This window comes from Amycolatopsis roodepoortensis (assembly GCF_014873915.1).
Taxonomy (GTDB): domain Bacteria; phylum Actinomycetota; class Actinomycetes; order Mycobacteriales; family Pseudonocardiaceae; genus Amycolatopsis; species Amycolatopsis roodepoortensis.
Map to the genome: position 1 here is coordinate 3,659,912 of NZ_JADBEJ010000005.1, position 22,521 is coordinate 3,682,432.

The 22,521-nt window shown below is 69.4% G+C and carries 20 protein-coding genes; 8 read left to right on the top strand and 12 right to left on the bottom strand.

Annotated elements, in window-relative coordinates; all coding sequences use genetic code 11:
- Positions 1 to 7 precede the first annotated feature (7 nt).
- Complete coding sequence (locus tag H4W30_RS36480; protein WP_185927256.1) at positions 8 to 1,747, bottom strand: glycerol-3-phosphate dehydrogenase/oxidase; 1,740 nt, start codon at positions 1,745 to 1,747, stop codon at positions 8 to 10.
- 234 nt (positions 1,748 to 1,981) lie between these two features.
- Here H4W30_RS36480 and H4W30_RS36485 point away from each other — a divergent pair, with 234 nt between their 5' ends.
- The 3 genes from H4W30_RS36485 (at position 1,982) to H4W30_RS43985 (ending at position 4,847) form a co-directional block, all read left to right on the top strand.
- Positions 1,982 to 2,737 carry an MIP/aquaporin family protein gene (locus tag H4W30_RS36485; RefSeq protein WP_192746683.1) on the top strand — a complete coding sequence of 252 codons (756 nt, stop codon included), beginning with the start codon at positions 1,982 to 1,984 and terminating at the stop codon, positions 2,735 to 2,737.
- Positions 2,738 to 2,751: 14 nt separating this feature from the next.
- Positions 2,752 to 4,263, top strand: a complete 1,512-nt coding sequence (glpK, locus tag H4W30_RS36490; RefSeq protein ID WP_192746684.1) for a glycerol kinase GlpK — start codon at positions 2,752 to 2,754, stop codon at positions 4,261 to 4,263.
- A 119-nt stretch (positions 4,264 to 4,382) separates the two neighbouring features.
- The gene (locus H4W30_RS43985; RefSeq protein WP_225949979.1) at positions 4,383 to 4,847 is read left to right on the top strand and encodes a hypothetical protein; all 465 of its coding nucleotides are present in this window, start codon (positions 4,383 to 4,385) and stop codon (positions 4,845 to 4,847) included.
- 133 nt (positions 4,848 to 4,980) lie between these two features.
- On the opposite strand, the gene H4W30_RS36500 is transcribed toward H4W30_RS43985, so the two are convergent.
- The 3 genes from H4W30_RS36500 to H4W30_RS36510 all read right to left on the bottom strand — a co-directional run bounded on the left by H4W30_RS36500 (position 4,981) and on the right by H4W30_RS36510 (position 7,634).
- A complete protein-coding gene (locus tag H4W30_RS36500; RefSeq protein WP_192746685.1) occupies positions 4,981 to 5,610 on the bottom strand; it encodes a class F sortase in 630 nt (209 codons plus the stop codon).
- Positions 5,611 to 5,685: 75 nt separating this feature from the next.
- The gene (locus H4W30_RS36505) at positions 5,686 to 6,126 is read right to left on the bottom strand and encodes a hypothetical protein (protein WP_192746942.1); all 441 of its coding nucleotides are present in this window, start codon (positions 6,124 to 6,126) and stop codon (positions 5,686 to 5,688) included.
- A 104-nt stretch (positions 6,127 to 6,230) separates the two neighbouring features.
- Entirely contained in the window at positions 6,231 to 7,634 is a 1,404-nt protein-coding gene (locus tag H4W30_RS36510) for an NAD(P)H-quinone dehydrogenase (protein WP_063272373.1), read from the bottom strand.
- Between the two features lie 127 nt (positions 7,635 to 7,761).
- Here H4W30_RS36510 and H4W30_RS36515 point away from each other — a divergent pair, with 127 nt between their 5' ends.
- Positions 7,762 to 8,214, top strand: a complete 453-nt coding sequence (locus H4W30_RS36515; protein ID WP_192746686.1) for a gamma-glutamylcyclotransferase — start codon at positions 7,762 to 7,764, stop codon at positions 8,212 to 8,214.
- An 86-nt stretch (positions 8,215 to 8,300) separates the two neighbouring features.
- On the opposite strand, the gene H4W30_RS36520 is transcribed toward H4W30_RS36515, so the two are convergent.
- The 6 genes from H4W30_RS36520 to H4W30_RS36545 form a co-directional block, all read right to left on the bottom strand.
- Complete coding sequence (locus H4W30_RS36520) at positions 8,301 to 9,194, bottom strand: endonuclease domain-containing protein (protein ID WP_192746687.1); 894 nt, start codon at positions 9,192 to 9,194, stop codon at positions 8,301 to 8,303.
- Positions 9,195 to 9,351: 157 nt separating this feature from the next.
- Positions 9,352 to 10,650: an amidohydrolase gene (locus H4W30_RS36525; protein ID WP_192746688.1), complete on the bottom strand. Its 1,299-nt coding sequence runs from the start codon at positions 10,648 to 10,650 to the stop codon at positions 9,352 to 9,354.
- 238 nt (positions 10,651 to 10,888) lie between these two features.
- Entirely contained in the window at positions 10,889 to 11,197 is a 309-nt protein-coding gene (locus H4W30_RS36530; protein ID WP_192746689.1) for a hypothetical protein, read from the bottom strand.
- A 57-nt stretch (positions 11,198 to 11,254) separates the two neighbouring features.
- Positions 11,255 to 12,253, bottom strand: a complete 999-nt coding sequence (gene meaB / locus H4W30_RS36535) for a methylmalonyl Co-A mutase-associated GTPase MeaB (protein WP_192746690.1) — start codon at positions 12,251 to 12,253, stop codon at positions 11,255 to 11,257.
- A 3-nt stretch (positions 12,254 to 12,256) separates the two neighbouring features.
- A complete protein-coding gene (scpA, locus tag H4W30_RS36540; protein ID WP_192746691.1) occupies positions 12,257 to 14,425 on the bottom strand; it encodes a methylmalonyl-CoA mutase in 2,169 nt (722 codons plus the stop codon).
- Positions 14,425 to 16,296: a methylmalonyl-CoA mutase family protein gene (locus tag H4W30_RS36545; protein WP_192746692.1), complete on the bottom strand. Its 1,872-nt coding sequence runs from the start codon at positions 16,294 to 16,296 to the stop codon at positions 14,425 to 14,427. Before H4W30_RS36545 ends, scpA begins: the two co-directional genes overlap by 1 nt.
- 128 nt (positions 16,297 to 16,424) lie before the next feature.
- Between H4W30_RS36545 and H4W30_RS36550 the strand changes: the two genes are divergently transcribed.
- Positions 16,425 to 18,191 (top strand): serine/threonine-protein kinase, encoded by a 1,767-nt coding sequence (locus H4W30_RS36550; protein WP_192746693.1) that lies wholly within the window; start codon positions 16,425 to 16,427, stop codon positions 18,189 to 18,191.
- A gap of 184 nt (positions 18,192 to 18,375) precedes the next feature.
- Here the strand turns inward: H4W30_RS36550 and H4W30_RS36555 are convergent, their stop codons facing one another.
- Positions 18,376 to 19,047 carry a MerR family transcriptional regulator gene (locus tag H4W30_RS36555; RefSeq protein ID WP_225949981.1) on the bottom strand — a complete coding sequence of 224 codons (672 nt, stop codon included), beginning with the start codon at positions 19,045 to 19,047 and terminating at the stop codon, positions 18,376 to 18,378.
- A 75-nt stretch (positions 19,048 to 19,122) separates the two neighbouring features.
- On the opposite strand from H4W30_RS36555, the gene H4W30_RS36560 reads away from it, so the two are divergent.
- The 3 genes from H4W30_RS36560 to H4W30_RS36570 are packed head-to-tail and all read left to right on the top strand — an operon-like array spanning position 19,123 to position 21,297.
- Positions 19,123 to 20,091: a hypothetical protein gene (locus tag H4W30_RS36560; protein WP_192746694.1), complete on the top strand. Its 969-nt coding sequence runs from the start codon at positions 19,123 to 19,125 to the stop codon at positions 20,089 to 20,091.
- Positions 20,088 to 20,519: an ABA4-like family protein gene (locus H4W30_RS36565; RefSeq protein ID WP_192746695.1), complete on the top strand. Its 432-nt coding sequence runs from the start codon at positions 20,088 to 20,090 to the stop codon at positions 20,517 to 20,519. Before H4W30_RS36560 ends, H4W30_RS36565 begins: the two co-directional genes overlap by 4 nt.
- The gene (locus H4W30_RS36570) at positions 20,512 to 21,297 is read left to right on the top strand and encodes a purine-nucleoside phosphorylase (protein ID WP_126735229.1); all 786 of its coding nucleotides are present in this window, start codon (positions 20,512 to 20,514) and stop codon (positions 21,295 to 21,297) included. Before H4W30_RS36565 ends, H4W30_RS36570 begins: the two co-directional genes overlap by 8 nt.
- 67 nt (positions 21,298 to 21,364) lie before the next feature.
- Here H4W30_RS36570 and H4W30_RS36575 read toward each other — a convergent pair whose 3' ends face one another.
- Positions 21,365 to 22,519 (bottom strand): glycosyltransferase, encoded by a 1,155-nt coding sequence (locus H4W30_RS36575; protein WP_192746696.1) that lies wholly within the window; start codon positions 22,517 to 22,519, stop codon positions 21,365 to 21,367.
- Positions 22,520 to 22,521: the final 2 nt, after the last annotated feature.

The window sequence follows — 22,521 nt, forward strand, 5'->3', positions numbered from 1 at the left end:
CGGACGGTCAACTCACCGGCTCGATGATCCCGGAGCGTGCTTCCGGCGCGGCCGAACGCAACGCGTCGGCGGCCTCGTCGCTCGGCTGCGACTGGGACTCCCGTTCCGCGTCGACCCGTGCCTTGTACACCTCGACTTCGCGGTTCTCCTCGTCCTTCGACCAGCCGAGCACCTCGCCCACCAGCGCGGCGACCTGCGCGGCGCAGTCGACGCCGCGGTGCGCGTACTCGATCGAGATCCGCGTCCGCCGCGCGAGCACGTCTTCCAGGTGAAGCGCGCCCTCGTGGCTGGCCGCGTAGACGACCTCGACACCGAGGTAGTCCGGAGCGTGCTCCAGCGGCTTCAGCAACTCCGGACGTCCTTCGCCGAGCGCGAGGACCTCGTGCACCATCGAGCCGTACCGGTCGAGCAGATGGCGCACGCGGTACGGGTGCAGCCCGTGCTCGCTGGCCAGGTGGTCAGCCTGATTGACCAGCGCGTGGTAGCCGTCGGCGCCCAGCAGCGGCACCTTGTCCGTGATGGACGACTGCGGCCTGCCGGGGAGATCGACGGCCGCGGCGTCGACGGCGTCGGCCGCCATCACCCGGTACGTCGTGTACTTGCCGCCCGCGATCGCGACCAGTCCCGGCGCGACCCGCGCGACCGCGTGCTCACGCGAAAGTTTTGACGTCTCTTCGCTTTCCCCCGCGAGCAAAGGCCGTAGCCCCGCGTAGACGCCTTCGATGTCGTCGTGCGTCAGCGGGGTCGCGAGCACGGTGTTGACGTGTTCGAGGAGGTAGTCGATGTCGTGCTTCGTCGCGGCGGGATGCGCGAGATCGAGGTTCCAGTCGGTGTCGGTGGTCCCGACGATCCAGTGGTTGCGCCACGGGATGACGAACAGCACGGACTTCTCGGTGCGCAGGATCATGCCCGATTCCGAGACGATCCGGTCGCGCGGGACGACGATGTGCACGCCCTTGCTCGCCCGCACGCGGAACCGGCCGCGGCCACCCGAAAGGCGCTGCAGCTCGTCGGTCCACACGCCGGTGCAGTTGACCACCGCGGAGGCGTGGATCTCGGTCTCGCGGCCGTCCTCGACGTCGCGCACGCGGACCCCGGAAATACGGTCCGCCTCACGGAGGAAACCGACCACCTGGGTGGAGGTGCGCACCACGGCGCCGTAGTGCGCGGCGGTGCGGGCGACGGTCATCGTGTGGCGCGCGTCGTCGGCTTGCGCGTCGTAGTAACGGATCCCGCCGATCAACGCGGACCGCTTCAGCGCCGGGACCATCCGCAGCGCGCCCGCGCGGCTCAGGTGTTTCTGGCCGGGCACCGACCGCGCCCCGCCCATCGTGTCGTACATCAGCAGGCCGGCCGCGGTGTACGGGCGCTCCCAGACCCGGTGGGTCAGCGGGTACAGGAAGCTGACCGGTTTCACCAGATGCGGGGCGATCGTCGTCAGCATCAGCTCGCGTTCCCGCAGAGCCTCCCGCACCAGGCCGAATTCCAGCTGTTCGAGGTAACGGAGCCCGCCGTGGAAGAGCTTGCTGGATCGGCTCGACGTGCCCGAGGCGAGGTCGCGCGCTTCGACGAGGGCGACCCGCAGGCCGCGTGTCGCGGCGTCGAGCGCCGTGCCCGCCCCGACCACTCCGCCGCCGATGACGACGAGGTCGAACTTGTCCTCACCCAGCCGCTGCCAAGACTCTTCCCGCTTGAGCGGTCCCAGCCGGGCGGGGCTGTTTTCGGCTTCGCGCTGAGAGCTTGCCACGTGACATTCCTCCTTGTGCCGCTGTGGCTCCAGCATCGCACGATCGGCCGCGACCGGTCCGTTATGCGGGTGACACGTGTGGCGTAACCCTCGTCGATCTTGGAAGGATTGGTTCGCGCGATGCCTGGAAGGAACAAATACGCGACGGTAACGTGCCACGGACGTGGGTCGGCAAGGGCGCCGTAGCACACCGTGTTCGACCCTGCGCGGAATGTCCAAAGTGGAGGTCAAGCGGTGAGTGCAGGAGCCATATTCGTCTGGGAGCTGCTGGGAACGGCGGTCCTGATCCTGTTGGGTAACGGCGTGGTCGCCAACCACGTGTTGCGCAAGAACAACGGCCACAACGGCGGCGTCGTGATGATCACCCTCGGGTGGGCGTTCGCGGTCTTCGCCGGTGCCAGCATCGCCGCGCCGAGCGGCGCGCACCTGAACCCCGCGGTGACACTGGGCCTCGCCATCGCGGACAAGACGAAGTGGGCGGACGTCCCGATCTACTTCGCCGGGCAGATGGTCGGCGCCATCCTCGGCGCCGTGCTCTGCTGGGCCGCCTACAAACTGCAGTTCGACGACCACCCGCAGCGCGACGAAACGCTCGGCATCTTCTCGACCGCGCCCCAGATCCCGAACAAGGCGTGGAACCTCGTCACCGAGATCATCGGCACCTTCGTGCTGGTCGCGTGGATCCTGCTCAGCCCGGTCTACGCCAACGCCACCGGTGAGGGCGGGACGCCCCAGTTCGGCAACTCCGCGCTCGGCTACGCGGGTGTCGCGTTCGTCGTCCTGGTCATCGGCCAGTCCCTCGGTGGCCCGACCGGTTACGCCATCAACCCGGCCCGCGACCTCGGCCCGCGCATCGCGTACGCGTTCCTGCTGCCCATCAAGAACAAGGCCAACCCGAACTGGGGTTACTCCTGGATCCCGGTCGCCGGCCCGCTGGTCGGCGGTGCCCTGGCCGCCCTGCTGTTCCTCGCCGTCCACAACCTGACCTGAGACTGGAGTTTTCGATGACTTCGTACGTAGCCGCGATCGACCAGGGCACCACGTCGACCCGCTGCATGATCTTCGACCACTCCGGCCGGGTGGTCGCCGTCGACCAGCGGGAACACGAGCAGATCTTCCCGAAGGCCGGCTGGGTCGAGCACAACGCCGAGGAGATCTGGGAGAACACGCGGGCCGTCGCCGCGGGCGCGCTCGCCAAGGGCGACCTGGTCGCGAGCGACATCGTCGCGGTCGGCATCACCAACCAGCGCGAGACCACGCTGGTCTGGGACCGCACCACCGGCAAGCCGGTGTACAACGCGATCGTCTGGCAGGACACCCGCACCGACAAGATCGTCGCCGACCTCGGCGCGCTCGGCGGCGGGCAGGAGCGTTACCGCGCGAAGGTCGGCCTGCCGCTGGCGACCTACTTCTCCGGCCCGAAGATCAAGTGGATCCTCGACAACGTCGACGGTGCCCGCGCGAAGGCCGAAGCCGGTGACCTGATCTTCGGCAACATGGACACCTGGGTGCTGTGGAACATGACCGGCGGGGTCGACGGCGGCGTGCACGTCACCGACCCGACCAACGCGTCGCGGACCATGCTGATGGACCTCGACACGCTGACCTGGGACAGCGAGATCGCCGAGGAGATGACGATCCCGCTGTCGATGCTCCCGGAGATCCGGTCGTCCTCGGAGACCTACGGCAAGGTCCGGGAGAAGGGCGCGCTGGCGGGCGTCCCGATCTCGGGCATCCTCGGCGACCAGCAGGCGGCGACCTTCGGGCAGGCGTGCCTGTCGCCCGGTGAAGCCAAGAACACCTACGGCACCGGCAACTTCATGCTGCTCAACACCGGCACCGAGAAGGTCATGTCGGACAACGGGCTGCTCACCACGGTCTGCTACAAGATCGGCTCGAACGACACGGTGTACGCGCTCGAAGGCTCGATCGCGGTCACCGGTTCGCTCGTGCAGTGGCTGCGGGACAACCTCGGCCTGATCGGTTCGGCCGCCGAGGTCGAGCAGCACGCCCGCACTGTCGAGGACAACGGCGGCGCGTACTTCGTGCCGGCGTTCTCGGGTCTTTTCGCGCCGTACTGGCGTTCCGACGCCCGCGGCGCGATCGTCGGCCTCACCCGGTTCGTCAACAAGGGGCACATCTCGCGGGCGGTCCTCGAGGCGACGGCGTTCCAGTCGCGCGAGGTGATCGACGCGATGAACGCCGACTCCGGTGTCCCGCTGAAGTCGCTGAAGGTCGACGGCGGGATGGTCGTCAACGAGCTGCTCATGCAGTTCCAGGCCGACATCCTCGGCGTGCCCGTGATCCGGCCGGTGGTCAACGAGACCACCGCGCTCGGCGCCGCCTACGCGGCAGGCCTCGCGGTCGGGTTCTGGGAGAGCGAGGACGACATCCGCAACAACTGGGCGCAGGACAAGCAGTGGGACCCGTCGATGGACGAGGCCCGCCGCGAGTCCGAGTACCGGAACTGGAAGAAGGCGGTCACGAAGACCTTCGACTGGGTCGACGAAGACTGACCTGCGTTTCGCGCGTGAAGGCCCCCTTCCCTCGGCTGAGCCGAGGGAAGGGGGCCTTCACGCGCTTGGCGCATTCAGAGGACTAAATACCGCCGCCGGTTTGCGGAGCACCGGCGGGCTTGACCTTCACCTGGGGCGGTTTGCCCGGCGTGCCGCACGGCTTCGTCAACGCGGCCGGGACGACTCCGGCCGAGCTCGACGACGGCGGTTCGCTGCTCGACGGTGGTCGGCTGCTCGACGGAGGCTTGCTGCTCGACGGCGGTGTGGTGGGTGTGGTCGTCTTCGGCGGCGGGCAGACGATCTCGAACTCGGTGGTCGCCGTCCCGCTGGAGCCGGGCTGGTCCGGCCAGCCCTCACAACGGAAACTCGCCTTGAACTTGCCGATCTTCGCCGCGGCTTTCCCGTACCCGGCGCGGCTTCCCGCACCCGGGCGTCCGCCGAGCGTGACCGGGCCGGTCAGGCCCGCCGATGTCACGGCGGTGAACATGCCGAAGCAAAAGGCGCTGAATTGCAGCTCCTCCCCCGGCAGGACCTTCGCCGGGTGGACCGACAGTGCCGGCGTCGACGGCGTGGCCGACGCCTGAGGAGCGAGGAACACTCCCGCCGTCATCGCGAGCAGACCGGCGCTCGCGACGATTCCCTTCATTCCCATGATCTTTCTCCCTCGATGCGAGCCCTCGCATCGAGAACACCTTCGGGAAAGGGAATCGGTTGCCTTCAGCGCGCGAGCAACCGGGCGAAAACGATGATGTTGTCGAGATAGTTACGCGACGCCTTGTCGAAGACCCCGCCGCAGGTGATGAGCCGCAGTTCCGGTTCGGTGGTGTCGCCGTAGACGGCGTCGGTGGGGAACTTGTCCTTCGCCACCCGCTCGACCTTCGTCACCGCGAACTCGGCCGTGGTTCCGTCCTTGCGAGTGACCGAAACCTTGTCTCCGGGCGCCATTTCCTTCAACCGGAAGAAGATCCCTTTCTGCTGGTTCCCGTCCACGTGTCCGAGGATCACCGACGGCCCGACCTCCCCCGGAGTCGGGCCGTGCACGTACCAGCCCGCCTGCAACGGCTGGGTGATCGGCGGTACCTCGATGGTGTTGTCCGCGTTGAGCCCGAGGGGGATCAAGCTGGATTTCGCCTCGATCTTCGGCACGTCGATCGACACCGGATCGGCCTTCGGCATCCCGGCGGAGGCTTCTGGCTCGGCGCTCGGCTCCACCGCGGTCCGCTCCGCGCTCGCCGGCGGTGCGGCCGTCTCCCTCGGACCGGACAGGACGGTCGCCAGCGTCGCCAGGACGGCCACCAGGACGGCGGCGAGCACCAGCGGTGCCCGCCGCCACCATTTCGCTCTCATGTCCACCTCCCGCGGCACGCCACTCCTGACAAACGCCGCACCCGGCCGGACGGTTGCCCCGGCCGGGTCACGAAGTCAGGACGCCATGCTGCCGTCGCCCGCGTGAGCGGCACCGGAAGGCACCGCGCTCACCTGGCGGGGAGGAACGGTGAACGTTGCCGTATAAGGCTTTCCGTTGCAGTTGACGGTCAGCGGGTAGCTGCCGGGCGCCGTGCCTTCTTTGAGCTCGACCTCGGCGCTGACGTTCGCCGGGACCCCGATGAGCGGGCCGTAGTCGTACTTCCCGATGCGCAGCACCGGCGACGAGAACGTCGTCGACTTTGGCGCCTTCAATCCATCGCCGCCGGGGCATCGCGCCAGCGCCACGTTGGAGTCGCCGTGGACGTACTTGTTGACGAGCCCGAGTTCGTACGCGGTGTCGTCGTTGAGCTGCACCGTGACCCCGGGATCCGGCTCGGGTTGCTGAGCGAAACCGGCCGGCGACCCCGCCAGCACCGTCGCACCGATCGCCACCACTCCGGCGAGAACCCTGCGAATCACGGAAAACCCCTAGCTGTCAACAAAACACCGACACGCGCTAGACGCGGGCGCCCCCGCGCGGGTTGCTTCGCCGGACGCGATCAGTCCAAGTCGTCGTGGCGCATCAGCTGGCGGCCGGCCTCGGTGATCGACCCCGACAGCGACGGGTACACCGAAAATGTCAGTGCCAGATGTTCCACTGTGAGCTGGTTCTGGACGGCGAGCGCGATGGGAAGGATGAGTTCGCTCGCCGTCGGCGCCACGACCACCCCACCGACGACCACGCCGGTGGCGGGGCGGCAGAACAGCTTCACGAAACCGCGTCGCAGGCCTTCCATCTTCGCGCGGGCGTTCGTCGCGAGCGGGAGCATGATGGTGCGGGCGGGCACCTCACCCGAGTCGATCGCCTGCTGGCTGATGCCGACGGTCGCGATCTCGGGGTGGGTGAACACGTTGGCGGCGACGGTCTTGAGCTTGATCGGCGCGACACCCTCGCCGAGCGCGTGCCACATCGCGATGCGGCCCTGCATGCTGGCCACGGAAGCGAGCATGAGCACCCCGGTGCAGTCGCCCGCGGCGTAGATGCCGGGCGCGCTGGTGCGGGAAACGCGGTCGACGCCGATGAAGCCGCCGGGGCCGGGCTCGATGCCGACCTTCTCCAGGCCGATGTCGGTGGTGTTGGGCACCGAACCGACGGTCATCAGCGCGTGGCTGGCCTCGATCACGCGGCCGTCGGAAAGGTGGATCTCGACGCCCTTTTCGGTGCGCTCGACCTTGTCGGCGCGGGCCTGCTTGACGACCGTGGTGCCGCGCTGCGAGAAGACCTCTTCGAGCACTGCGGCGGCGTCGGCGTCCTCGTGCGGGAGCACGCGGTCACGGCTGGACACGACGGTGACCTTGACACCCATCTCGGTGTAGGCCGAGGCGAACTCGGCGCCGGTGACACCCGAACCGATGACGGCCAGGTGCTCGGGCAGCTCGCGAAGGTCGTAAAGCTGACGCCAGTCGAGGATGCGCTCGCCGTCCGGCACGGCGCCGGGCAGCACGCGCGGGGTGGCGCCGGTCGAGATGAGGACGACGTCGGCGTCGAGCACCTCGGTCGAGCCGTCGGGGGCGGTGACGGCGACCTTGTGCGTGGCGAGCCCGGTCTCTTCGTCGTCGAAACGGGCCTGGCCGATGACGACGCGGACGCCCTCGCGCTGGACGCGGGCGCGGATGTCGGCGGACTGCGCGAGCGCGAGGCCCTTCACCCGGCCGTGGACGGTCGGCAGGTCGACGCTGGTGTCGGCCATGTCGGTGTTGATGCCGAGCTCGCGGAGGTCGTGCATGTTCGCCAGCGCGCCGGAGGAGGCGATGAACGTCTTGGACGGGACGCAGTCGTAGAGCACGCACGCGCCGCCAAGGCCGTCACGCTCGACGATGGTGACGTCGGCTCCGTGCTGGGCCGCGACCAGTGCCGCTTCGTAACCGGCGGGGCCTCCGCCCATGATCACGATCTTGGTCACTGGTCTCCTCCTCGCAGCGGTGTCTGTGACTGCGTTTACCGTACGCGGGCGACCGTTGGGCGGATTGAGTGGCCGGACACGGCATGTACGTCCAGCCGGGTGACCGGTGGGTCGCTAGGCTGTCGCCGTGCCGTTGTATGCCGCGTATGGATCCAATATGGAGCCCTCCCAGATGTTGGAGCGCGCTCCCCACTCGCCCATGGCCGGCACCGGCTGGCTGGAGGGCTGGAGGCTGACCTTCGGGGGCGAAGACCTCGGCTGGGAAGGCGCGCTGGCGACCATCGTCGAAGACCCGGCTTCCCGGGTCTTCGTGGTGCTGTACGACGTCACCTCGCTGGACGAACCCAACCTCGACCGCTGGGAAGGCGGCGAGCTGGGCATCCACTCCAAGATCCGCCTGCGCGTGCAGACCATGGACGGCTCGGTGCTGGCGTGGCTGTACGTCCTGGACGCCTACGAGGGCGGCCTCCCGTCCGCGCGCTACCTCGGCGTCCTCGCCGACGCGGCCGAGGCCGCCGGCGCCCCCGCCGACTACGTCGACGCCCTCCGCACCCGCCCCTGCCAAGGCATCTCCGGCTGACCTCGCGAGTTACGTCCGCCTGATCACGCGTGTCGTCCATCTGATCACGCGTGTCGTCCGTCCAATCACACGTGTCGTCCATCTGATCACGCGACCGCGCGCCTCTCGAACGCCCTGGACAGCTCGGCCAAGAAACGTTGAGGATCACGCAGGTCCGCCGCCGACACCCGGATCGTGATCCACCCTCGTCCAGCCATCCGCGCGTCTCGCTCGGCGTCGTAGTCCTGGCGCCCCTCGTGAGCGGCGAAGCCGTCGTACTCCAGGGCGATCCGCCGCGACGGCCACGCCATGTCGAGCACGTACAGCGTCCGGCCGTCGATCGTGGTGATCTCGTACTGTGCCTCCGGTATCGGGAACCCCGCCTCGGCGACGATCAACCGGATGATGCTTTCCGGCGGGGAATCCGCCTTGCCGGTCGCCAGGTCGAGCAGCATGAGGGCCCTGTGGATACCTCGCCGGTCGCGGCGGTCCACGACCCTGTCCAGAACGTTCGTACGCAGGGCTCGGACGTGGTCCGGCGCAAGGCCGTGCATCGCCTCGTCCAGCGCGGCGAACGCGGTTCGCTTGTCTCCGTCACAGAGGAAACCGGCTAGGGCCAGGTCCAAGGAAAACGTGGCGAGCCCCTCGAGCTCGATGACATCCGAGGGCTGGAAATCGGCTTGATGGACGATCAACCCCGGCTTCGACTTGATCCGCCGCGAGAAGGGCACCGTCACGTGGATGCTCGTGTCGTCCACGGCCGAAATCCCATGCAGCGCAAGGGCTGTAGCTCCGGAAAGCGCCGCCGGCTGCCCCACCACGAGCAGAGCGGCCTGAGCCCGGGTGGTCAGTTCGAGCAGATCCGCGGCATGCACGACCACGCCCCGCCATGGCTGAACGAGGACACCGGTGGCCAATCCTTCGAGGACCCTCCGACGCCCCAGAACCTCGTCGGCCTCACTACGCGAGACCGCCCCATGTCGTCCTCCCCAGTCGATCATGACTTCGAGGATCGCCGGTTTCAGAGCCTTAGGAAAGGGCGCTCATCCACACCTGTGGATAACTCCAAGGTTGTGGATAACCCTGTGGACAGGTGTTCGACACCGGAAGTGGCGAACACCTGTGACCAGGTGGACGACACGCGTGATTGGGTGGACGTCAGGCCAGGGTGGCCAGGGCGGTGTGGACCAGCGTGCGGACACCGCACAGCAGCGAACGCTCGTCGAGGACGAAGGTCGGGCGGTGGATGTCGGCCATCGGGCCTTCACCGGACCAGACGCCGAGGCGCGCGAAGGCGCCCTGGACGTGCTCCAGGTACCACCCGAAGTCCTCGCCGCCGGACGACTGCTCGGTCCCGGCCACGGCGGTCTCGCCCAGCGCGGCCTCGACGCCGGCCCGCATCAGCGCGTGCGACTCCGGATCGGAGACGACCGGCGGCACGCCGCGGCGGTAGTCGAGCGAGAACCCGACGCCGGTCGGCGCGAGCAGCGACTCCACCGAAGCCGCGACGAGCGGCTCCAGCATCGTCCAGACCTCGTGGTCCGCGGTGCGGAGCGTGCCGCGCAGCACCCCGTCCTGCGGGACGGCGTTGGCGGCCTGCCCGGCGTGCACCGCGCCCCAGACCAGCACGGTCCCGGATCGCGGGTCGACCCGGCGCGAGAGCACCGCGGGCAGCGACGTGATCACCGTGCCCAGCGCGTGCACCAGGTCCGCGGTCAGATGCGGCCGCGAGGTGTGCCCACCCGGCGAGGTGAGCCGCAGCTCGATGAGGTCGGCGGCCGAGGTCAGCGCGCCTTCGCGCAGGCCGACCTTGCCGACCTCGAGCCGCGGGTCACAGTGCAGCCCGTAGATCCGCTCGACGCCTTCCATCGCGCCCGCGGCGATCATGTCCAGCGCACCGCCGGGCATGACCTCCTCGGCGGGCTGGAAGATCAGCCGCACGCGGCCGGGCAGCTCGGGCGCGCCGGCCAGCGCCCGCGCCGCACCCAGCAGGATCGCGGTGTGCGCGTCGTGCCCGCACATATGCGCGGCGCCGTCGGTCTTGGAGGCGTACGGGAGCCCGGTGGCCTCGGTCAGCGGCAGGGCGTCCATGTCGGCGCGCAGCGCGACGCAGCGGTCGCCGCTGCCGATGTCGCAGACCACGCCGGTGCCCGTGGGGAGCACCCATGGCTTGAGCCCGACCGAGCGGAGCAGGGACATGACCAGTTCGGTCGTGGCGAACTCGTGGCGGGAGAGCTCCGGGTGCGCGTGGATGTGACGGCGCCACGCGACGACGTCGGTGGCGTTCGCGCGGAGCCAGTCGTCGAGCCAGAAGGGGCCGCGTCCGGCACCAAGGTCATGCACAGGTGCCATGCTGACGCCGGCCTCGGAAATCAGCGCGGTGGGCGCCTCTATAGGGGCAACGACGCGACCCTCGGGGTCGCCTGGAATGTCCGGACGTGAATCGAGCACCGTCACGCCGCACCTCCTCCCGCGACACTGTCACCTTCGTCTACCACCGTACGAGTGGTCGCTGAAGGCACGCTGGGTGCCGTTCGATCTGTGATACGCATTTGCGATAGATCGTGCACCATGCAGATGACAAGCCGCTCGTCGAGTGATCGAGGCGGAGACGGCCGGTAGTGGATCTGCGATGAACGGCTGCGAGAGTTCGGCCCGGGCTAAGCGGAGAGTCCTTCTACTTACCGGTAGCGGTTCAGGACTTCTTTTTCTTGGAACGCGCGCGGCGGCCGAGGATCACCAGACCGAGCAGGATGGCCGCGGCGACGCCCGCGATGATCTTCCGCTTGGTCTCCTGGCTGTTGGCCTTGTCGGTCTCGGCGGGGTCGAGCACCGGACCCGGGGGCGCCTGCGACGGCACCTCGTGCACGGCCGCGGCCTGCGCGATCACCGGCGCGGATGCCTGGATCTCCGAGAACGGCGCAGCCTGCGCGACAGGCGCGCAGACGACCAGCCCGGCGGCGACGAGCCCGGCAAGCTGCCCGAGACGAGACCTTTTCGGCATGACTCCCTTTCGACGGCGTGGCGCGAACCCGATTCTGCACTCTGCCGGGTTCCCGCGTCAGCCGCCACGCGGAGGACCGGAGAACGCCTCCAGAATCCGTTGCGCGGCCAGCGTCGGCGTCAGTTCACCGTCCCGGACCGCCCGTTCGACGTCCGGAACGACCGCTCGCACGTCCGGATGCGAAGCGAGCCGTCCGAGGAGCTGCTCGCGGACCATCGACCAGGTCCACTCCACCTGCTGCCGCCGTCGCCGTTCGTCCAGTTCACCCGAAGCGGTCAACACGTCGCGGTGACGACCGATTTCGGCCCAAACCTCGTCGAGTCCGACGTCGGTGAGCGCGCTGCAGGTCAGCACCGGGGGCGTCCACTCGGCGTCCCGCCCGTAGATCATCCGCAGCGCGCCGGCCAGTTCCCGGGCCGCGCGTTTCGCGTCGCGTTCGTGGTCGCCGTCGGCCTTGTTGACCGCGATGACGTCCGCCAGTTCGAGGACACCCTTCTTGATGCCCTGCAACTGGTCGCCGGTGCGGGCCAGGGTCAGGAACAGGAAATGGTCGACCATGTTCGCGACGGTCACCTCGGACTGTCCGACCCCGACGGTCTCGACCAGCACTATGTCGTATCCGGCCGCTTCCATCAGCACGATCGTCTCGCGGGTCGCCCGCGCGACGCCGCCGAGCGTGCCCGAAGTCGGCGAAGGGCGGATGAACGCCTTCGGGTCCACCGCGAGGCGCGCCATCCGGGTCTTGTCACCGAGGATCGAGCCACCGGTCCGCGTCGACGACGGGTCGACGGCCAGCACGGCGACCTTGTGCCCGGCCCCGGTCAGATCTGTGCCGAGCTGGTCGATGAAGGTCGACTTGCCGACACCGGGGACTCCGGTGATGCCGACGCGCCGCGCCCCGCCCGCGTGCGGGAGCAGCTCGACCAGCAACTCCTGCGCCTGCGCCCGGTGGTCCTCCCGGTTGGACTCGACGAGCGTGATCGCCCGGGACAGCAGGCCGCGGTCACCCGCGAGGACGCCTTTGGCGAGCGCCCCGACGTCGATCTTGCGCGGCAAGGTTCAGGACTCCTGGGCGGTCAGCTGTCCGATGAGGTCGATCGCCGCTTCGGCGATCACCGTGCCGGGGCCGAAGATCGCCGCCGCGCCCGCCGCGCGCAGCTCTTCGTAGTCCTGCGGCGGGATGACGCCGCCGACCACGACGATGATGTCCTCGCGGCCCTGTTCGGCGAGCTCGGCGCGCAACGCGGGCACGAGCGAAAGGTGCCCGGCCGCCAGCGACGAGACGCCGATGACGTGCACGTCGGCCTCGATCGCCTGTCGCGCGACCTCGCCGGGAGTGGAGAACAGCGGGCCGACGTCGACGTCGAAGCCGATGTCGGCGAAGCCGGTCGCGATCACCTTCTGGCCGCGGTCGTGGCCGTCCTGGCCCATCTTCGCGACCAGGATCCGGGGACGGCGGCCCTCCTCCTCGGCGAATTTCTCGACGAGTTCACGCGCCTGCTCGACGTTCTCGGTCTTGCCGACCTCCTCGCGGTACACACCGGAGATGGTACGAATCTGGCCGGAGTGACGCCCCCAGATCTTCTCGAGCGAGTCGGAGATCTCGCCGACCGTCGCCTTCGCCCTGGCGGCGTCGATGGCCAGCGCGAGCAGGTTCCCGTCGGACTCCGCGCCGGCGGTGAGCCGCCGCAGCGCGTCCTGAGTGGCGTCCTCGTCGCGTTCTTCGCGCAGCCGCCGCAGCTTCTCCAACTGCTGCGCGCGCACGCCCGCGTTGTCGACCTTGAGCACGTCGATCTGCTCGTCGTCGGTGACCTGGTACTTGTTGACGCCGATCACCGGCTGGCGGCCGGAGTCGATCCGCGCCTGCGTCCGCGCCGCGGCCTCTTCGATGCGCAGCTTCGGGATACCGGCGTCGATCGCCTTCGCCATCCCGCCCGCCTGCTCGACCTCGGTGATGTGGCCCCACGCCTTGCGCGCGAGGTCGTAGGTCAGCTTCTCGACGAACGCGCTGCCGCCCCACGGGTCGATCACGCGCGTGGTGCCGGATTCCTGCTGCAGCAGCAGCTGCGTGTTCCGCGCGATGCGCGCGGAGAAGTCGGTCGGCAGCGCCAGCGCCTCGTCGAGGGCGTTGGTGTGCAAGGACTGCGTGTGCCCCTGGGTCGCCGCCATCGCCTCGACGCAGGTGCGGGCGACGTTGTTGTAGACGTCCTGCGCGGTCAGCGACCAGCCCGACGTCTGCGAATGCGTCCGCAGGCTCAAAGACTTCGAGCTCTTGGGCTCGAAGCCCTTCACCAGCTTCGCCCACAGGAGCCGCGCCGCGCGGAGTTTCGCGACCTCCATGAAGAAGTTCATCCCGATCGCCCAGAAGAAGGACAGGCGGGGCGCGAACTTGTCGACGTCCAGCCCGGCCTCGACTCCGGCGCGGATGTACTCGACGCCGTCCGCGAGCGTGTACGCCAGCTCCAGGTCGGCGGTCGCCCCGGCTTCCTGCATGTGGTAGCCGGAGATGGAGATCGAGTTGTACTTCGGCATGTTCCGCGAGGTGAACGAGAAGATGTCCGAGATGATCCGCATCGACGGCTGCGGCGGGTAGATGTAGGTGTTGCGGACCATGAACTCCTTGAGGATGTCGTTCTGGATGGTCCCGGCCAGTTTGTCCGGCGTGACCCCCTGTTCCTCGGCCGCGACGACGTACAGCGCGAGCACCGGCAGGACGGCGCCGTTCATGGTCATCGAAACGCTCATCTTGTCGAGCGGGATGCCGTCGAAGAGCTGGCGCATGTCGTAGATCGAGTCGATCGCGACGCCCGCCATGCCGACGTCACCGGCGACGCGCGGGTGGTCGGAGTCGTAGCCGCGGTGCGTCGCGAGGTCGAAGGCGACCGAAAGGCCCTTCTGCCCGGCGGCGAGATTCCGGCGGTAGAAGGCGTTCGACTCCTCGGCGGTGGAGAAACCCGCGTACTGGCGGATGGTCCACGGCTGGTTGACGTACATCGTCGGGTACGGGCCGCGCAGATACGGCGCGATACCCGGATACGTGCCGAGGAAGTCCACTCCGGACAGATCGTCGGCGGTGTAGACCGGCTTGACGCCGATGCCTTCCGGCGTCTCCCAGGCGAGCGCGTCCGGGCCCTTGCCGGTGGCGGCGTGCAGTGCTTCGGTCCACTGAGGACGGTCGGCGGGGTCGGGGCCGCCCAGTTCGATTCCGGCGAAGTTCGGGATGGTCATCACTGCACTCCGAGCTCGGTCAACGTGCCGGTCAGGATTTCCAGGGCGTCGCAGCCCGTGTACAGGTAGCCCGTGACGTCCGGGTGGTCGCCGGGTTTACCGGCGAGCAGCACCGACGTGGCACCGGCTTCCTTCAGGGCCTTCGCGACGCTGCCGGCTTCCTCCGCGTAGGAGGTATTGCTTCCGCAGAGGCAGGCGATCTTCGTTCCGCTGGCCCGGAATTCCGCGATGACGTCCTCTGGCGCACCGGGGTTCACGGCCTCGATCCCGCCAGCCTGGAACAGGTTCGCCGCGAAACTCGCCCGCGCGGTGTGCGCCGCGACCGGGCCGAGCGTGGCGAGGAAGACGCGAGGACGGCTCGGATGCGCGTCCGCGCGGTCCCGCAGGGCCTCGAACGCTTCGGCGTACCGGTGCCGCGGCAGGCCGCCGCCCGGCAGGTCTTCGACGGCGTCGCGGACGACCGCTTTCTCCGTCAGGTTGGGGAATTCGCTGACGCCGGTGATCGGATCACGCCGGGTCGCGAGCCGCTTCGACCGCTTCTCCCAGGTCTCGGCGAGCCGCGCGGCGAGCGCGCCGGAGGCCAGTTCGGCCTCGATCCCGCCCGCCGCTTCGATGGCGGTGAACTCGCGCCACGCGGCCTTGGCCAAGTCCTCGGTGAGGTTCTCGACGTACCAGGAGCCGCCGGCCGGGTCGATGACACCGGCCAGTTTGGACTCCTCCAGCAGCACCGCGTGCGTGTTGCGCGCGATCCGCGCGGAGAACGCGTCCGGCTGACCGATCGCGGCGTCGAACGGGAGCACGGTGATCGCGTCCGCGCCACCGACCCCGGCACCGAAACAGGCGAGTGTGGTCCGCAGCATGTTCACCCACGGGTCACGCTGGGTCAGCATCGCGGGCGAGGTGACCGCGTGCTGCCGCATCCCGGACGCCTTGCCGCCGGAAACCTCGGTGACGCGGGCCCAGAGCCGCCGCGCGGCACGGAACTTGGCGATCGTGAGGAACTGGTCGGCGGTGGCGGCGAGCCGGAACTCGATCTGACCCGCGGCGGTGTCGACGTCCAGCCCCGCTTCGGTGAGCGCCCGCAGGTACGCGACGCCCGCGGCGATGGTCGCGCCGAGTTCCTGCGCGTCCGAGCCGCCCGCCTCGTGGAACGGGAGACCGTCGGCGACGATCGTCCGCACCTTCGGGTGACTGACGGCGACCCGCGCCGCCAGTTCCGCGGCGGGGGCGAGCGGATGCGCCGAACCGGTGCGCGCGGTCGACCCGATCGGGTCGGCGCCGAGGGTCGCGGTGACCGCGCTCGCCGGGATCTCGCGTTCGGCGAAAAGGGCGAACAACTCGTTCGCGGCGGCTTCGTACTCGTCACCCGCGTCGAGGACGACAGGCGCGAGGTCGACGTAGACCTCGTTCAGCGCGTCACCCAGATCGGCGACGGGGACGCCGGTCGCGCCGGCGCGCAGCCAGATGGAGCTGACGCCGCCTTCGAGGTCGGCGAGGATCGCGGCGTTCGTGGCCTTGGCGTCACGGCGCGCGTACCGGGCGCGGACGTCCCAGCCGGTCGTCACCGCGCCCTCGGGCCGGGCGCTTCTCACGAACGGCGGAAGACCGGGGAAACCCGTCCCTTCGACGGCGTCTTCGGCGGTGTAGAGCGGCTGGATCTCCAGGCCGTCGTACGTCCGGGTGACGAGCTTGCTTTCGGGCAGGCCGTCGAACGACTCGTCGATGGCGCCGCTCTTGCGCAGCACGCCGGCCACGAGTTCCCGCCACTGGTCCCGGCTCGCTTCCGGGAACTCCGCCGCGAGCTCCAGCTCCTCGGGCGCGTCGGGCTCGCCGCGGGTCGGCACTGACTCCGTCTCGGCCACTTCCGTCATAGCCATCGATGCTAACGGCCCACAAGTGGCGTCACCTGTGACGCTAGTCGCGCCGAGGGGGTGGCCTGTTCACTCCGACAGGGCACGGCGCATGGGTCCGTCACACGGGCATACGACACAATTGGGCCGTGCCGTCCGACACCCCCGAGCCCAGCGAGAGTCCCGGCGACGAGAAGCGAGTGGTCGCCGGCCGATACCGGTTGCGCTCGGTCATCGGATCAGGGTCGATGGGCACGGTCTGGTCGGCCTACGACGAGTTCCTGCACCGCCCCGTCGCGGTCAAGGAGGTCCGCCTCCCGCCCGGCGTCCCGGCCTCGCAGGCCGACGAACTGCGCGAACGGACCCTGCGCGAAGCCCGCGCGATCGCCGTCCTGAGTCACCCGAACGTGATCATCCTGCACGACGTCGCGCGCGAGAACGACGAGCCGTTCGTGGTCATGGAGCTGCTGCCGTCGCGCAGTCTCGCGCACATCCTGCGCGACCACGGGCCGCTGACGGTGGAGCAGGCGGCGGCGGTCGGTATCGCGGTGGCGTCCGCGCTCGAAGCCGCGCACGCCGCCGGTATCACCCACCGTGACGTCAAACCGGGCAACGTCCTCGTCGCGGGAGACGGCCGCATCAAGCTCACCGACTTCGGCATCGCGCGCAACGTCTCCGAAGCCACCATGACCAGGACCGGGATGATGCTGGGCTCGCCCGCCTACATCGCGCCCGAGGTCGCGTCCGGCGGCGCCGTCGTCCCCGCCGCCGACCTATGGGGTCTCGGCGCGACGCTGTTCGCCGCCATCGAGGGCTCGCCGCCCTACGACGCGGACGGCGACCCGCTCGAAACGGTCGGCAAGGTCGTCAACGGGAAGGTGCCGAAGCCCGGCCCCGGTCCGCTGGCCGACGTGATCGGCGCGCTCATGAAGAAGGAGCCGTCGAAGCGGATCACCCTGCGCGAGGTGCGGCGACGGCTGTACCCGTTGCAGGCCAAGACGCTCATCGACCTCTTCCCCGCCGAGCTGTTCCACACGCCCGACGGCAAGAAGACCACCGCGCACCTCGACGCGACCGACACCCAGGTGATCAAGCCGGTCGCGCCGGAGAAGCCAGGCGAGGGCACGAGTTCCGAACTCGCCGCCGACCCCGGCCCGCTGCCGTTCCTGAACCAGCCCGAGCCGGCGCCTCCCGTCGAACTCGCGCCGATGCCGACCGTCACGCCGACGCCGCCTCGCCCGCCTGGCCGGTCCACCGTGGCCACCGTGGTGCTGGCGCTCGCGTCGATCGTCCTCTTCCTGCTGGCCGCGGGAGGCGGATTCGTACTGGCCAGGGCCGTCGGCGGGCAGGACCTGCGGCCACCGGAGAAGCTGCAGCAGGGCGACACGATCGTCACTCAGCCGCCGCCGAAACTGATCACACAGCAGGGTGACGCCAGCACGGTGAACGGCCTCAAGGGCGGCCGGTTCAGCATCGGTGTCCCGGAAGGCTGGCTGAAGTTCGTCGCGCCGCACGTCACGCGGGGGGTGCCGAGCACCGTGGTCCAGTACGTCTCGCCCGACGGCCGCCAGGTCATCCGGGTCGAGCGGCTGACCGGTTTCCTGGCCGACAGCCCGCCGCCCGCCTACTTCAGCTGGCTGAAGAGCCAGCATCCGGAGATCGCCCCGATCGGCGACCCCGCCACCGTGCCCGGCCGGGGCGAGGGCAGCCAGCGGTACACCTACCGGACGACCGAGCGTGCCGCCGGGGGCCGCGACGCCGTGAACGAGAGCATCACGCGCACGACGTACATGGACCTGTTCGCCGGCGGCACCGACCTGTGGATCCTCTCGGTGACGTCGCCGATCGAGCAGGAGAACTCGGCGAAGACCGCGATCTTCGAGCCGGTGGCGCTGTCGTTCATCGTCGACGGCTAGCCGGGAGGGGTCCACCGCCCGCCAAGACAGGGTCTCCGTGGCAAGCCGATCACGACGCCGATCGTCCACAAAGGACTCCGGGACCCCTGGATGCGTCCTATTTGGGCGCTTTGCGCGAGGGTCATGATCGACTCGCGAACCGGCACGTTCGCCTCGCCCCGCACCGACACACCAGAAGCGTCCTTCAGTCGCGCTGGGCGAAGTACGCCTTCGACGCACGCTGCTGCGCCAACCTCCGCAACACCGAGAGCAGCCTGTCCCCGAGAAGCGTCTCCACGACGGCGATCTCGATGATCTGCTCCAGCGACTCGAGCCCGGCGATCGCTTCGAAGTCCAGCTCGGCGGTCCGGTCGGCGATCTCGGCGTAGTCGTCGAGGTGGTCGAGATACCAGCCGTGCCCGACCTCGCGGATCGTGCACAGGACGCCGACCAGCGCCTGGATGACCAGGTCGTCATCCTTGCAGGGCCAGCCGCGGCGCTCGGTGAGGTCCCGGACCGTCGCGAGCGCCCATTCGCGGGCTTCGTCGTCGGCGACCTGCCGCGGGGGTGTGATGCTCTGCTGGGCGATGCCGAGGATGTGGTGGGGACTGGCTTCCCCGGCGTCGACCGCGGCGAGCACCTCGCCGACCGTCGCGAGCGACAGGCCGCCGACCTCCATCAGCGCCCTGATCAGCTTGATCCGCTGGACGTGCCCCTCGCCGTACTTCGCCTGGTTGGGGCTGGTCCGCTCGCCCGGCGGGAGCAGCCCTTCCCGCAGGTAGTACTTGATCGTGGCGACCGGGAGCCCGGCTTTCTCGCTCAGTTCGGCCATCCGCACGCGTGCGTTCTCCGATCTCGGGGACGGTTCCAGGGTCATCCCTGAAGATTTCTCAGGATGGATAGCTTAGGTTCCCATAACGGAGAGCTTGACTATCCATTCTGGGAGGGACCCATGACCATCTTGACCGATCTCCGCGAGAGAACCCGCACCTGGCACCGCGGTTCGTATCGCCTGGCCCAGGCCTTCGCCGTGATCACGGTGCTGTGCGTGCTCGCCATGCTGATCGACCAGCGGACGCTGAACGGCGCGCCGCTCTGGGCGAAACTGTTCAAATTCGCCGTCTCCGCGGCGCTGTACTTCTTCACCTGGAGCTGGCTCGTCTCGCTCCTGCCGAAGTTCCGGCGGACCGCGTACTGGCTGACGAACGTCCTCGTCGTGTGCTTCAGCATCGAGTACGCGCTGATGGTGGTCCAGACCGTCCGCGTCCGCGCGAGTCACTTCAACAACGAGACCCCGCTGGACGCCACGATCTTCGCCGTCATGGCCGGGACGATCGCCGTGCTGTGGGTGGTCAACCTCGTGCTGACGATCGCCGTCCTGTTCCTCCGGCTCCCCGATCGGGCGACGGCGTGGGCGGCCAAGATCGGCGCGATCCTCGGCGTGCTCGGGCTCTCGCTGGCCACGCTGATGACCGACCCGACCCCGGAACAGCAGGCCATGCTCGACGCGACCGGTCAGTCCGCGATGATCGGCGCGCATACCGTCGGGCTCCCCGACGGCGGCCCCGGCCTGCCGATCCTCGGCTGGAGCACGGTCGGCGGCGACCTGCGGATCCCGCATTTCCTCGGCCTGCACGGGCTACAGGTCCTCCCCTTGCTCGCGTTCGCCCTCGGCGTCCTGGCGGCGCGCTACCCGCGGCTTCGCGACGACGTCCTCAGGCTGCGGCTCGTGGTGATCGCCGGCGCCGGCTACGCGGGCCTTCTCGCCCTGCTCACCTGGCAGGCGCTGCGCGGCCAATCGATCGTCGCCCCCGACTCCCAGACCCTGACCGCCTTCGCCCTGCTCGTGGCGGGCGTCGCCTTTAGCGGGCTAATCGCGATCGGGCGGCCGGCGCGGGAGCTGGAGGCATCGTCGCGATGAGCGTCGAGACGCTGTTCACCTGGACCTTCCCGCTGGCGACGCCGTTCTGGCTGCTGATGATCTTCCTGCCGGGCTGGTCGTGGACCCGCCGGATCATGGCCTCGCCCTGGACGCCGCTGCTGCCGCTGATCCCGTACTTCGTGCTCGCCATCGCGCATCTCGGCGAACTCTGGACCGCGGTGAGCAGACCCGACCTCGACGTGCTGAGCGCGTTCACCGGCACGCCGTACGGGGCGGCCACGATCTGGGCCCATCTGATCGCCTTCGACCTGTTCATCGCCCGCTGGATGTACCTCGAATCCCGCGAGCACCGGATCCACCCGCTGGTGACCGGCCCGATCCTGGCGCTCACGATCTTCCTGTCCCCGTTCGGGCTGGTGGCGTTCCTGCTCGTGAGAACCGTCCGGATACGCTCGTCGCATGAGTGAGAACGAGGTCGCGGCGGCCGCCGCCATCGCCGAACGCACCGGCGTCGAGAAGCACGACATCGCCGTCGTGCTGGGTTCGGGCTGGCGCCCGGCGGCGGACGTCATCGGGGAGCCCGAAGCGGAGATCCCGCTGGGCGAACTGCCCGGATTCGTCGCGCCGGGCGCGGTCGGGCACGGGGGCACCGTCCGATCGGTCCGCGTCGGCGAGAAGCGCGCGCTGATCCTGCTGGGCCGCACGCATTTCTACGAGGGCAAGGGGATCGACCCGGTCGTGCACAACGTCCGCACCGCCGCGGCGGCGGGCGCCAGGACGGTGCTGCTGACCAACGCCGCGGGCGGCCTGCGCGAGGGCTTCCGGGTCGGGCAGCCGGTGCTGATCTCCGACCACCTGAACCTGACCGCGCGCTCGCCGATCGTCGGCGCGAACTTCGTCGACCTGACGGATCTGTACGCGAAGCGGCTGCGCGACCTCGCCCGCGAGATCGACCCTTCGCTGGAAGAAGGGGTCTACGCGGGGCTGACCGGGCCGCATTTCGAGACGCCCGCGGAGATCCACATGCTGCGGACGCTCGGCGCCGACCTCGTCGGCATGTCGACGGTGCTGGAGGCCATCGCCGCCCGCGCCGCCGGGGTCGAGGTGTTCGGGCTTTCGCTGGTCACCAACCTGGCGGCCGGGATGACCGGGGAACCGCTGAACCACGAAGAGGTCCTGGAGGCGGGACGCCAGTCCGCCACCCGCATGGGCACCCTGCTCAAGGAACTCGTCGCCCGCGCCTGACATCCCTTTGCGCGTGAAGGCCCCCTTCCCTCGGCTGAGCCGAGGGAAGGGGGCCTTCACGCGCTTCTCAGCCGGCGAACTCGGGAAGCCGCTGAGCGACCTCCGCGGGTGACGGCATCGCGGCGACCTCGTCGGCGAGTTTCCGCGCCGCGCCGAGCACCGCTTCGTCGGCGAGCAGCTTTCGCGCCTGCTCGAAGATGACGTCCTCGACGGCGTCGCCACCGAGCAGCCGCGCGCCCACACCGGCCGCGACCACGGCTTCGGCGTTCGTGAACTGGTCCGCCCCCTGCGGCAGCACCAGCTGCGGCAGCCCGGCGCCGAAGGCCCCCAGCGTCGTCCCGCTGCCGCCGTGGTGGACCACGAGATCGACGTGCGGCAGGAGGTCGACCTGCGGCACCCACACCTCGACGCGGACGTTGCCGGGGACTTCACCCAGCTGCTCCGGCTGCACCGTCGGCCCCGCCGCGACGATGACGTCCGCGTCGATCCGCGCCAGCCCGCCGATAGCCCGCTTCAACACGTCCTCGTCACCGAAAGCGGTGCCGAGGGTGAGATAGATCAGCGGACGGCTCGTGTCCCGCCCCGCCACGCCCACCGGGAGATCTCCCGGCTCCGCCCAGCCGACGGGACGCAACGGGATCCTGTTCGCTTTCGCCAGGAAATCGGGCGCCTGCACCGATTCCGGGCAGATGTCGACGACCGGGTCGCCGAAGGACGGCAGCGTCACGCCCTCGAAACCGACCTCCGCCGCGAATTCCGCGAGACGGCCGTGGATGACGTCCATGAGCTCGTCCGGCGAGAACCGGCCGAAACCGTGCCCGATCGCGGGGATTCCGGCGAGCCGGGCGGCGATGGCGCCCCCGGCGTTGCCGCTTTCGTAGACGACGAGATCGGGACGGTGCCGCTCCAGCACCGGCATGAGATCGGCGACGAACCGCCGCGGCAGCACGTTCCCGAAAACCTGCCCGATGACCGGATAGAAGGACTCGGGAGGGGCGTCCTTGGCACGGGGCTGAGCGTCGGGGCCGAAGAACGAGGCGAACGCCTCGTGCATGCCGAATCCGGCGCTTTCCGTGGCCAGCCCGGCCTTTTCGACCACCGGGAGCATGTCGTCACCCGTGGCGAACAGGACTTCGTGCCCGGCGTCGCGAGCGGCGACGGCGAGCGGTAGTAGGGGATAGAGATGACCATGACTCACCAGAGAAGTGAAGATCAATCGCACCC

Coding starts and splice junctions, on each gene's coding strand:
- glpK (WP_192746684.1), top strand. CDS start 2,752: ATGACTTCGTACGTAGCCGCGATCGACCAGGGCACCACGTCGACCCGC.
- H4W30_RS36500 (WP_192746685.1), bottom strand. CDS start 5,610: ATGAGAGCGAAATGGTGGCGGCGGGCACCGCTGGTGCTCGCCGCCGTC.
- H4W30_RS36520 (WP_192746687.1), bottom strand. CDS start 9,194: ATGATCGACTGGGGAGGACGACATGGGGCGGTCTCGCGTAGTGAGGCC.
- H4W30_RS36530 (WP_192746689.1), bottom strand. CDS start 11,197: ATGCCGAAAAGGTCTCGTCTCGGGCAGCTTGCCGGGCTCGTCGCCGCC.
- scpA (WP_192746691.1), bottom strand. CDS start 14,425: ATGACCATCCCGAACTTCGCCGGAATCGAACTGGGCGGCCCCGACCCC.
- H4W30_RS36545 (WP_192746692.1), bottom strand. CDS start 16,296: ATGACGGAAGTGGCCGAGACGGAGTCAGTGCCGACCCGCGGCGAGCCC.
- H4W30_RS36555 (WP_225949981.1), bottom strand. CDS start 19,047: ATGACCCTGGAACCGTCCCCGAGATCGGAGAACGCACGCGTGCGGATG.
- H4W30_RS36560 (WP_192746694.1), top strand. CDS start 19,123: ATGACCATCTTGACCGATCTCCGCGAGAGAACCCGCACCTGGCACCGC.
- H4W30_RS36565 (WP_192746695.1), top strand. CDS start 20,088: ATGAGCGTCGAGACGCTGTTCACCTGGACCTTCCCGCTGGCGACGCCG.
- H4W30_RS36570 (WP_126735229.1), top strand. CDS start 20,512: ATGAGTGAGAACGAGGTCGCGGCGGCCGCCGCCATCGCCGAACGCACC.